This is a genomic window from Geobacillus sp. PLS 41 (genome assembly GCF_056494105.1).
The window spans coordinates 3,270,196-3,282,631 of the sequence record NZ_CM151395.1; the positions used below are offsets into that span (position 1 = coordinate 3,270,196).

3 protein-coding genes and 3 pseudogenes are annotated in these 12,436 nt (G+C 47.5%); 1 reads left to right on the forward strand and 5 read right to left on the reverse strand.

Translation table 11 applies throughout. The annotated features are described in order from the left end of the window. Window positions 1-350: 350 nt before the first annotated feature. The 4 genes and pseudogenes from ACVX3G_RS16365 to ACVX3G_RS16380 form a co-directional block, all read right to left on the reverse strand. Window positions 351-1,716, reverse strand: a pseudogene (locus ACVX3G_RS16365) (ISLre2 family transposase). Window positions 1,717-1,987: 271 nt separating this feature from the next. Beyond that, on the reverse strand, window positions 1,988-2,740 hold the full coding sequence (gene istB, locus ACVX3G_RS16370; RefSeq protein WP_011230286.1) for an IS21-like element helper ATPase IstB: 753 nt from the start codon (window positions 2,738-2,740) through the stop codon (window positions 1,988-1,990). Continuing rightward, on the reverse strand, window positions 2,737-4,242 hold the full coding sequence (gene istA, locus ACVX3G_RS16375) for an IS21 family transposase (protein WP_033024876.1): 1,506 nt from the start codon (window positions 4,240-4,242) through the stop codon (window positions 2,737-2,739). Before istA ends, istB begins: the two co-directional genes overlap by 4 nt. Window positions 4,243-4,383: 141 nt before the next feature. Further along, window positions 4,384-8,316: pseudogene (locus ACVX3G_RS16380) on the reverse strand (RHS repeat-associated core domain-containing protein); the annotation flags it as partial. Here ACVX3G_RS16380 and ACVX3G_RS16385 point away from each other — a divergent pair. Next, entirely contained in the window at window positions 8,303-9,742 is a 1,440-nt protein-coding gene (locus tag ACVX3G_RS16385; RefSeq protein WP_479454558.1) for an IS4 family transposase, read from the forward strand. The pseudogene ACVX3G_RS16380 and the gene ACVX3G_RS16385 overlap by 14 nt on opposite strands. A 719-nt stretch (window positions 9,743-10,461) precedes the next feature. On the opposite strand, the pseudogene ACVX3G_RS16390 reads toward ACVX3G_RS16385, so the two are convergent. Then, window positions 10,462-11,811 (reverse strand): annotated as a pseudogene (locus tag ACVX3G_RS16390) (DNRLRE domain-containing protein); the annotation flags it as partial. Window positions 11,812-12,436 lie beyond the last annotated feature (625 nt).

The window sequence follows — 12,436 nt, forward strand, 5'->3', positions numbered from 1 at the left end:
TTAACTGAATAATCATATCGATTATACAGATCATGTAAAAATTCAGCTGCTATCATATCATCGACATTTCTATAATTAATGATTTTCCAATTTTCCCTAGTGCTATTAATCAACAAAAATATTCACCCTCTTTTAATTTTTTTATTTTTTTATTTATTTTAATATAAAAAAAGTTTTTTTCAACTGTAAATTACCATTCGAGTCAGTCAAGACTTTGTGGAGAACATTTTTTCGGTTCACTACGGGCGTTGTCAATCACTAGTTAGTGAACCATTTTCAGGAATTAATATCGTAAGCGCTTTCCGACTCTCATCCCTCATCTTGAGACGATGATACGATATTCCATTTTTTTACACCCAACCACCATCCCGGAGCGCCGACAACGCTTGATGGATCGGCGTCCCGGATGACTGTTGCAGACACGGTATATTCTGACGCACCACATCTGTCCACAACCGTCCTGCCTTCCGTTTGGCCTGTTCGATCCGCTTGGACGTTGTTGAGGCCGAGACGGCCGACTGGGGCTCTTGCTCCTCCCACCGTCCCTTTCTCCACCCGATCCCGTCGATTCGGGCTGCCATCACCCTCAGAAACGCCCGAAGCCCTTGGTCTTTCCAGCTGCGGCGGGATTTCACCCGATGCGCAAATCGGCTCATCACGCTCTCGGCGTGGCCCATCGGACGCATGCCGGTCGTCTCCACCCCTTGCTCCGACAGCCACCCCCGATAGTCCCGGATGCATCCCGGCATCGACTCGATCCGGCGGATCATGGCAGCCAGCTGCTGTTCTTTCGCTTCGTCCTCCAACGTGCCGACCGCGCTGTTCAGCTCCACGAGAAGCCCTTCTTCGTCTTGTTTCGCCAGCTTCTTCCGCACCTCCCGCCAACGCGGATGGCCGGACAGACACTGACGCAGCTCCCGCGCCACATGAAATCGATCCAGCTGAAAGCACGCCCGCTTCCCAAAATACTCCCGGGAGGCCGTGATCCACGACGCCGCGTCGCCGTTGAGGACCAACAGGTCTCGGCACGGATCATAGGCATATTCCTTCATCAGCCACTCCTCAAACCGTTCCCACACGTCCCCCGTCCCTTCATGGAGGTAGTGGCGCCGGTTCACCAGCTCAAGCTGCGACCCGTTTCGTCTCCATCCCTCGTGAACCGCCAGGATTTTCTCTTCTTTCGCCCGTTTCCCTTTCCCCTGGCGGGAAATAAACAGTCCATCCGCCTCCACAAACAGCACCCGGCCGTGCCGTTTGGAAACAGGGTGATGCAGCGAGACAGGGGCCCTCCAGCACCAGTTGGCGAATCGCCTCGTGGCTGAGGACCGCATACCCCACGATCGACTCCAGCGTGCGAGCCGCTTTGCGGTAGGAAGAGCACTCTACGGCCAACTCGACCGCCGTTTCCTCGAGGCAAGGACTGATCGATTGGGCCCCATCAAAGCCTAATTCGGCATCCAGCAAGAAGGTATAGTTCCCCGTTTGCCGGTCATAGTAGTAGTTCCGTCGAAACGTCACTTCTCCAAACAGCGTTTGGATCGTAGTCGGCCGTTTGTCTTTCAGCTGATGCCGGCGCTTGTCCCGCGCTTCCGCCAGTTGTTGATCGATCTCCTCCAAAAGGGCCGCCAACAAGACAGCGAACACCTTTTGAAGAGTTCTGACTAATTGCTCCTCCAGCTCTTTTAATAAAGGCCATTCTGTGGTAAGATGTTTCATGGACTCTCTCCCTCCTGTTTTATGGATGTTGGTCATCACCATCATAGCAGGGAGAGAGTCCTTTTTGCATGACATTTGCTTTTTCTACCGCGCTTCGCTTGGTGGCCCCGACGAGCGTCGCGAACAAAAGTTCGCAACCCTCGTCGGGGAATCATTCCGGAATGCCACCCACAAATATTTTACTCACACGTGGACTTTCCCTAGGTGTTTTTTGCAAGCAAAAAATGCAGAGAAGTGCAAGAAAAAATACATAGGCTTGCCAGCTCAAGACTTAAGGTTCCAGACCGGAGGCAGAGGACGGCTGGATCGCGGAGAGAGCGTTCCGCAGTCGATAGCTCTCTCCCGTAAAGGCCAAGATGTGGGCGTGGTGAACCAAGCGATCCACCAACGCTGCCGTCAAACGGTTGTCCCCAAACACCCGATTCCACTGTCCAAATTCTAGATTCGATGTCACCATGACGCTTTTTCGCTCGTAACAGTCGGCGATAATATGAAACAACAGTTCCGATCCTTGCTTTTGAAACGGCACATAGCCGAGTTCATCCAAAATCAACAGTTCGCATGGGTCGAGGCTTCGTTTCAGCCGTCCGAGCGTGCCGTTTTTCAACGCCTCTTCCAGCTGGGCGACAAGATCCGCGACGCGGAAAAACCGAACCTCATGGCCTTGTTGGCACGCCTGAATGCCAAGTGCTGTGGCGAGATGGGTTTTCCCCGTTCCAGGTGAACCTAAAAGCAGAACGTTTTGCTTTCGCTCCAAAAAGCGAAGGTCACACAGTTCCTCCCTCGATGTCGTGGCTGGCCAATGGATATGACCCGACCATTCGTAATCCTTCAGCCATTTCAACTCCCGAAACTTGGCTTTCTTGATCAGCCGAGCCTGTTTCGCTTCTTGGCGGCACGACAGTTCCAGCGCCAATACATCCCGCAAAAACTGTTCTTTCGTTTCGAATCTCACCTCCTCGAATCGATCTGCGATATAGGCCAAATGCAGCGCTTTACAAATCTCTTTCACCTCTGCTCTCATCTCTGGACACCCCCTTCCCGAGCGGGATGAAGACGTTGATCATACACCGTTAAATCCGTTTCATAGTCGATTAGAACGGAAGGGGTGTATGATTCTTCCCACTTGTCCGGGTAATAGGAGTGCTTCGCTTCCATCAACACGCCGATTTCATGAGGAGCCAAGTCCCATCGCTGACTCTCCTCGAGCCACTGGGCGATTTCGTAAAGCGTGTGCCGATCCAACAGCGCTCGCAGTCCTTTCAAACGGGCCGCCACCTGGGGCGGGGGGCCAGCCAGATACGTTCGGATCGCCTCCGGCAAGTACGTCCGGTAGCGGGAATGTCCGACAACCCGGGGTTTGGTCTCCCACTCAGCGAAAATCTCTTTCCAAGGGATTTCGCGTTTCACGTTCGTATACGGCCTGGGCGCTTCAAGATGGACGTCTCCATCGGAAGAGAACACAACGAAACGATTCCATTCTTTCTTCACTAACACCCGGTTGGGGACGGACAGGCCATGGACGACGAACGCCTTCCCATCCACCATCACTTCTCCGTACTTATTCACGTAAGCGTGATCGAGGGAGAAGATCGGAAGATCTTGTTCCGGCAACGCCAACAGCTCCGGTTGCTCTTCCTGCCATAGTTCCTCGATCCACCGCCCCTTTTCATAATGAGGACGGTTTCGGTCCTCGACCATCTTGCGATGCAGCCACTCCACCAGCTCCGGATCCGACTCCATCAATGGAGCGGGGATGAAACAAAGGTTGCGAGTGTAATAGACTTTTCGCTCCGCATTTCCTTTCTCATGTCCACTGTATGGATTGCACACTTGTACATCAAACCGATAGTAGAGTTGAAATTTCTCAAAAGCCTCGGTGAATCGGCGTTCTCCCCCTTTTCGAATCGACACAATGGCCGCGGACAAATTGTCAATGCGCAATGCCTTTGGCACTCCCCCAGCCTGACGAAACAGCTGCGTCAACCCATGGAGGAAGCATTCACTGTTTTCCGCCGGCAGCGGATAAGCAAACGCAGCGTTGCTATAGGGAAAGCTCATGATCAAAACCGATCGCTCTTCTTCCTTCCCCTCCTTCGTCACAACCGTCATCTTCCCGAAATCCACCTGCGCCTCGCCTGGCGGGTGCTCCAGTCGTTCATAGCGCTGTTCTTTCTCGAGCTTGAGCTGCGGTCTTCGTTTTTGCACGTACGCGCAAACGGTGCGATACGAGCCTTGAAATCCATGGTCACGACAAAGCGCTTCAAACATCGTCTTGTTCGTTCGCCGTTGTTTTCTCGGCAGTTTGGCATCCTCCTCCAACCAGTCATCAATGATTTGCCCGTACCCTTCTTCCTCCATCATCCCCTTTTTGCGTTTGATGGTTGGTTGGACAGAAATGTCTCCATCTGCGTATTTCTTGACCGTTCTCCAGTTATATCCCGTTTCACGGGAAATTTCCGCAATCGATAACCCTTTCTTTTCACGCAGTTTTCTGATACGATTAATTTCGGGCATTGCCAGCATCCTTTCGCTCCTCCACTGTTTGGTTATGTGTTCACAACTTCCACAGTAGAGGAAATGTTAGAGGCTGGCAAGCCTTTTTTCTTTGCCTTCAGCTCTGCACTTTTCGTTGCAGAACTCTGTATTTTTATTTTGCAATAAACACGCAAACCCAGCGTTAACCGCAAACCAGAAGAAATGCCCATCCGGATCCACCAACATTACTGGGTTGTTGTTCGCGTACGTATAGCCGTTCTGTGTCAAGATGTCATCCGCATCGCCTGGGTCGGGGTCGAGCGACAAGAACACGCCATGCGTTGGATGATAGTACCGGGCGATCAGATAGTACAGACCCGTTTCTTGGTCATATTGGTACCCCGCATATCGGTATGGATTTTCGTCCGCCAATGCGCCGGATTGGGAAAGAATGTTCCCCCACGCATCGTATTGATAGCGGGCAACAATGTTTCCTTGTTCATCCGTCAGGGCGATCACGTCGCCATGGGCGTTATAGTGGTAAAAATACGTGGCGTTGCCTTTTTTCATGGCAAGGAGTTGCCCATTTTCTCCGTATATATATGATCTTACCACATTTCCACTCGCATCGGTTTCGTACAGAACGTTTAGGCTGTCGCCTTGGTAATGATAGTTCGTAACGACGCCATTGACAGTCTTTTGAATGCGCCGGCCGTCTTCATCGTATTGGTACGTCACAAACGGCGTGCTTTCGCCTTTTCTTGTGATGGAGACGAGCTGATCCGCTTCGTTCCATTCATATTGATACTGACCGTCTTCCAATCGGTTGCCGTTGGCATCATATGTGATCGATTCGTTTCCAAAACGAATGAGCTGATTGGCAGCGTTATAATCGGCATTGGTCGTCGTCGACTGCCCATCCTTTGTTTTCACGACTTTCGTCCGGTTGCCAAATCCGTCATACGTATACTCGATCTTCGTTCCGTCTGGCAGCTGTTCTTCCACTAGTTGATCGAGCGCGTCGTAGTGATAAACGATCGTCTCTCTCGTTGGGTACTCAATTTTTGTCCGGTTGCCGTTTTCATCGTAACGGTACGTTTCCGATACAATTTCTGTTCCGTCCGCCGTACCGACCGAAAGACTTTCCACGAGGCCGCGGTCATCATACCTAAAGGTCGAGCCGGCTCCATTTTCTGTCGTGAAGGTGCGAACGTTTCCTCTCTCGTCATAGTCAAAGCGGTACGTATACGTTCCGTCTTGGACGACTGTATTTTGATCCAAGGCATTGTATTGGTATGTGACTGTTTGGCTAAACGATCCATGGGAGAACATAAACTGTTGTAATTTATCCGATGTCGTCGGATAGGTCCACTTTTGTAATCCTCCGCGGTCGGATTGTTCAATGACACGATTCGCGGAATCAAATTTTCTTGTCTTGGTCGTACCGTCTTTTACATATTGTACAGAAAGTTCGTTTCCGTTTTTGTCGTAACTAAATTCGTAATACGGAACGTTGTTGTAAGAAATCGTTTTGACCCTTTCCGTTCCGTCATACGTCCATTGAATCGTGTTTCCTTTCGGCAAAACCGTTTTGATTTTATTTCCATTGGCATCATATTCATTCGTTGTCACATCATGGAGCGGACCAACGGTTTTCACGAGTTTGCCGGCCGCATCATAAGAATAGGCAAATGTTTGAGACTGGCCGTCGCTGGTTCGAATGACTTTTGAAGTCATATTGCCATTTAAGTCATAATCGTAGTTGACGGAAGTGCCGTTCGCTAACAACAGCTGTTTTAAGCGATCCGATAAATCATACGTGTACTCTTTTTTGTTTCCTTTCTTATCGTACTCGCTTAATAGATTCCCAACGGCATCATAATTCTTTTTCGCCACATAGCCTTCTTCATCCACTTCTTCCGTGACGTAATTTCCGCTGGCATCGTACTTGTTTTTCGTCACCACGTTTCCTTCCATGAGCCGGATCGCGTCAAACCATACCGTTCCCGTGTAATTGCCGCGGAAGACAGCGGATATGTCGATTTTATCAATTGGCTTGGAAGGTTGAATCGAAACGGCGGCACGGTTCCAATCTTGATTGCCAGCAGGGAAATCCGCAGTATACGTTTGGGTCGTTCCATCCACAAAGTATACTTTAGCCGTAATGGAATAATCGCTTGGGCTCACTGTGCCACTGGCTTTGACATCCTGCGCTTTCGATACACCGGTGAGCGTAAGATTAATTGGTGCATCACCAGATGTTTGGCCAACGATGATGGTCTGCTTATACTCACTTGCCGATTGCGTGGTGCTTGTTCTAGATAGTTTTAGTGAGTACCCTCCATCAAATGATTGCGTAGAATCTACGCTTCCTCCTGTTCCACTCCAATTCGTGGTGGTTCCTTCAAAACTACTATTTACAACTGGGTTGTAGCTGGAAGAAACCTGCGCTTCTTCCAATTGAACATTATCAAACCAGGCTTCTCCGGAAGCATCTGGAGACTTATGATCGACCTCTAAATAGACGCGAATTTTGGCTGCATTCGAAGGAGTAGTAAATGTAACTTGCCGCTCTGTCCAAGGTCTTGTGCCTGTAAGTTGGCTATAACGATGATCCGCCCAAGAAATCGTTTGATTTTGACTATTCAGGAATTGAACATTGAAAAAGGCATTGGCTTTGGTTAAATTCGTTTTGATCTTCCCGCTTAACGTATAGGTGGTATTCGGTTTCACCGCGATTTCTTGGGTAGCCGCTACATAGCCAAGTTCTGTGTTAGGAGAAGTAGAGTCGGCGACGATTTTTAATGTTTTTCTCCCTGTCAATCCATTATAGACATTCGTGTCTTCCTGTAATTGCCCAGTATCATAATGACTGAGCAGATTCCAAGCTGTGATTCCTTGTTCAAAGCCGCTATTAGAGAGCAAATTCGTGGCACTGCCTAATGTATCGCTTTCTTCAATGATATTCCCATAGGCATCATACTTCGATACAGAAGACGTTTTTCCGGATTGATCCGTTTCGGATACAGGATTTAAGCCATCATAGGCAATCGTGGTTGTATCGCCTTCCGTATCTGTCATGGAGATGACATCATTATTTTTGTTATACTCGTATGTTTCCGTACCATAACGATCTTTCGCCGTTAACACATTCCCCTTGGCGTCATACGTATATGATTCAGTAGGATTCGCTGCATTTTGATCATTCGGATCCCGTGATTCTACTAGATTATTTCCCTCATAAACATAGCTTGTCGTAATGTTTAAACCATCTACGTCTTCGATAATTTGAATTGGGTTCGCTGCTTCATTAAATTTATACTGAATTTTACGGCCATTCGGTTGCGTTACGACAAGTTGTCGTTTTGTTTGGTCATAGTTCATCGTATAGATGCGGTTTTCAGGATCAATCGCTTGGCTTAGCCTGTCGCCATTATAAATGAACTGATTAACGACCGGTTTTTCTTCCGTATGCGTCGGTTCCAATACTTTCTCTAACCGACCAAGTTCATTATATTGGTATCTCGTTACTTCCCCGCCCGTCTGGGTTACTTTTGTTAACAAGTCGTTGTTATACTCATACGTGATGGTCCGGTTCATTGGGTCGGTCATTTTCTGGATTCTTCCGCTTGCGGTGTACTCGATGCTCAGTTTTCTGCCCGACGCATCCGTAATCGACACGAGCTTTCCGTTAGAATAACTATAAGTAGTCGCATTCCCATGTCCATCCACGATTCTGGTTAACTTGCCATCACTTTTTTGAAAATGAATTTTCGTTTGATCTTTTGTCGTTAGGATATATTCATCGGTTGTTTCGCTTAACTCCAAGTAAACACCTGTCGGAGCTTTATACGTGCCGTCGGATAATTTTGTGAAGATATGGAGCGTGCCATCTTCATCCGTCAATCTTGCTTCGTTTCCTTGGGCCACGATGTTCATTTCCGCATCGCTATGCCATCCTTTTCCAAACAATCCAACCGATGTGGATAAACTATTGTAAGTTCTTGTGATTTCAAGCCCCGGTCCTCTTCCGGAAATCGAAACATCGTCTTCGTCTATAATCAGATTGCCGGTAGCGGCATTCACGCTGCCATACGGAACATCAATGATGGACCAGTACTCCATACCCATCAAGTTAAGAATTTTGGTCTTTGTGCATCGTCAAAAACATGGTATCCTTTCTAACGAACACTCCACGTTAGAAAGGATTTTTTTCATGGAAAAACAAATGAAAGCATGGATTCAAACCATTCGTCAACTCTTTTCTCCCGAAGAATTAACCCGTCTCGCACGGAAAACAGGCTTTATCCGGCGGCAGCGTTCGTTAACGGCGGAAGCCTTTCTGACTCTCTGTGCATGGGGAGATGGCTCACTGGCCAAACAGTCGCTTCAGCGGTTGTGTGCGGCCTTGACGCTCTGGCATGGCTGTTCCCTTTCAAGCGAAGGCTTGAATCAGCGTTTTACCGATCGGGCCGTGGCATTTTTGCGAGAAGTGTTTTTCCTTCTCCTCCTGCATCAACGTCCATTGCTTTTGTCAGCCATGGAGACCTATCGAACTTGTTTTACCCGCCTGCGGATTTTGGACTCAACCAGCTTTTTGGTTCCCGCTGACTATGGGGAAGACTATCGAGGTTCCGTTTCGTCGGGGGTGAAAATTCAGTTTGAATATGACTTGTTATCCGGCGCCTGCCTTCAGCTATGCGTTCAATCGGCCAATGACTTGGACGCTCGTTTTGCCTATCATGCCCAGCATACGATTTTACCGAATGACCTATGTATTCGGGATTTGGGCTTTTTCTCCGTTGCCGCACTGGCCGAGATCGACGCCCGCGGAGCGTATTATATTACTCGGCTCCGTTCCGATATGAAAGTGTATATCAAGGAGAATGGCCAGTGGAAGGAATGGGATTGGGAATCCCTTGGGAATCAATTAGAGGAAGGGGAATCAGTGGAAATGGAACATGTGTACATCGGACATGAACGCTTGTATGTTCCACGGTTGGTTTTCCGCCGTCTGACGGCGGAAGAATGGCAAAAACGGATGGCGTATGTGCGGAAAAAGGAAAAAAGAAAAGGGAAGGCGCTGGCACGCCAAACCCTCGAACAAAAGAAATACCACATCTTACTGACGAATTTACCACAAGAGTCGTTTGATGGTCAACAGGTTTATGAGCTCTATTCCCTGCGCTGGCAAATTGAATTGTTGTTTAAAGCCTGGAAATCCGTATTTGATTTGGAGAAAGTCAAGGAGATGAAAAAAGAACGTTTCGAATGCCATTTATACGGGACGTTGATTGCCATTTTGGTCACCCAGACGTTTCTGTTTCAAGCTCGGATGTATTGGCATCAAAAGGAAGACATTGAAATCAGTGAACGGAAAGCGCTCGATCTTCTCCAATCGTATTGGCACCAGTTGCTTTTGCGTTCGCATATGGCGGAAATCAACCTTTTCTCTCTCCTTTCCCTGTTACGAAAACATGCCAAGAAAGGTCGAAGGAAAGGGGAAGAAACGGCATCAGATATCTTAACGAAATTAGAGATATGGTAGAATTAGATATGGATATAAATACCAAATACCCCTCTTCTGGAGGGGTATTTGGTATGCCCAATAATGGATGTGATCCCCATCATTCACTGCGGGGATGAACACGAGTATCGTCTTAAAAATTTTATACCGCTAAACTTGACGGGTATGGACCAGTACTCTTCCTTTCCTAAATACTCATTCGCCTCCGGAATGTTCACCGTCAAGGCATTGCTGGAAAATACCGTTTCCCCATCCGCATTGTAGGCGCTGAGTCGGAAGTAGTAATGGGTGCTTGTCGCGTATTTGGTCCCCATTTTCGCATACATGGGGGAAGGATCTTTCGGAAGTTCCAATCCTTGTCCATCATGATGCAGCGTTAAGGTGCTGGAATCCCCTTGTTGGATTTCCTCCGGCGTTGGCCAAATTCCTTTGTTTTGCGTCGTCCAATGATCCACGTCTCCTACATCAAATGCTTCATAGTAAAGTCCATTGAAAATCCACACTTTATACCCTGTCGCTCCAGGAATCTTATCCCAGTCTAACATGACATAACCCGAGTTGCTTCCTAATTGGTTGCTGTAAGCAAACCCCGAAGGCGCTGGCGGCACTCGCAAATCCGGAATACGAGGCATATACGCATCCGAAAAGACGGTTTCCCCTTGAGAGTTATAGGCGCTTACTCGAATCCAGTAGTTGGCAGCCGTTGCGTATTTGGTTCCTGCATTGGCATAGACCGGAGACGGGTCAACAGCTAATTCCGTGCCAAGACCATCGTTTACATGCAACTTATATCTACCTGCATGAATTTCCGTGGAGGTTGGCCAATACTTTTTGTTTTTCGTTGTCCAAGAAGTGACGTTCCCGACATCTAACGATTCATAGTAGGAGCCATTAAAAATCCAGATTTTATATCCCGTCGCTCCACTCACAGGATTCCATTTGAAATCGATATATCCGGTTCCGTTTCCGTTTGTATAACTTACCCCCGTCGGAGCAGATGGTTTCGCCAAATCCGGAATGGTCGGCATATACGCACCGGACATGGCGCTTTCGCCTTGAGGAAAAATCGCACTGACTCGGAACCAGTAGTTCTTGCTGTTTGGATAGCTTTCGCCTGAATTTCGATAGACCGGGGAAGGATCGACAGCAAGCTCCGTCCCTAACTGATCTTGATGCAGGTCGTATCTTCCAGCGCTAATTTCAGAAGGGGTCGGCCAGATTTTTTTCCCCTTTGTACTCCAGGAAGTGACATTGCCTACATCAAACGCTTCATATGATTTCCCGTTATAAATCCAAACTTTATAACCCGCAGCGCCGGGAACCGGATCCCATGATAAATTGATATATCCTGTGCCATCCCCATTACTGAAGGCCGTTCCTGTCGGCGTATGGGGAACGGGTATCGTATACGTAACGGACAAATATGGTTTATAACTGCTGTTCGTCGTGGAAACGACTTTTTTCCAATAGGTTTGTCCATTGCCATTCGTATGAAGTTTCAATCCGTAATTTGGCTTTGTCCCGAATGCCCATTCTTTTACCGTATTCGTGACATCAAATTGCGCCCATTGGTCTCTTGCGACATCGACCTTGCCAATGTTGGTGGAGGAAGGTTGATTACTCCATGTTAACGTGCTCGCGGACCATGAGCTGTCTACCACATCGAGCCATAGCCCTGTTGGTGTTGTCGTATAATACGAATGGGTGACATAGACATGGAACGTGGCATTCGTCACATTCATATATTTGATGCTTGATAAATCCGGGTGCAAAAAGCCATAGCAAGTGCCTGTTGTTCCATCATAATACCCCACCTTTAAAACGTATTGTCCCTGCGCCGAATCCCACTTACTTGATGAGGAACTATAGTTGGTTGTCGGATAGGCGCTCATTACAAATGCATCAGCAGACACCTGAATGGAAGTACTCGGATCAATATAAACAGGGTATACACGTTTAGGGTCTTTCAGCCATTCGGGATCGGCTTTAACTGTTAAAATGTATCCTTCATCATCTTTTTGCAATTCATAACTTACATTCTCCGACCGTTGAGCTTCTCCAGAATGCTCATCAACATGGGAATCCACCATAAAAGGCTTCGGCAACTCAAACACCTTTTCATGTTTTTTATTTGTCAATAAAATGGAGCCATCGTCTTGAATGTCTGCTTGTAAATCCGTTTTCAGACGAAATTTGAAAATATGATAGCCAGTAAACGAATGAAGAACCAAATCTTCTTTTGTTGACTCGTTAAATGTAATATTTTGTAGGTCTATGCTCGGAAAAATGTTTTTGTGAAGAATTTTGTTGTCTTTTTTCTTATAGACGGCGGCAACATCCTTCGCTTTTATCGGTTGTACGTCATTACCTGCTGCCTCTAAAATAGAATAGGAAATCGAATATCCATTGTAATGGAAATTGGCGTATTCTCCATCGACCATCTTTTTATAAAAGTTTGTCTCCAAAATGGTATTCTGTGTTTCAACGTAATTCGTATTATTGGTGCTATCCGTTAGGCTAGAAGATACTTCCTCAAATCGTTTTTGATTCTTTTTCTTAATATGAATAGGTTCAAAGTAGATCTTCTTGGTAAACGTGCCATCACCGTTGTAGTAAACCTTTGTATTCTCAGTTCTTTCTTCTATGATTTCCCCTGGCTTGAGATCACGTTTCGGGGCTTCCGGCACCTTTGGCGGCTCCTCTTTTGGCGCCACA

Coding starts and splice junctions, on each gene's coding strand:
- istA (WP_033024876.1), bottom strand. CDS start 4,242: ATGCTGGCAATGCCCGAAATTAATCGTATCAGAAAACTGCGTGAAAAG.
- istB (WP_011230286.1), bottom strand. CDS start 2,740: ATGAGAGCAGAGGTGAAAGAGATTTGTAAAGCGCTGCATTTGGCCTAT.
- ACVX3G_RS16385 (WP_479454558.1), top strand. CDS start 8,303: ATGGACCAGTACTCCATACCCATCAAGTTAAGAATTTTGGTCTTTGTG.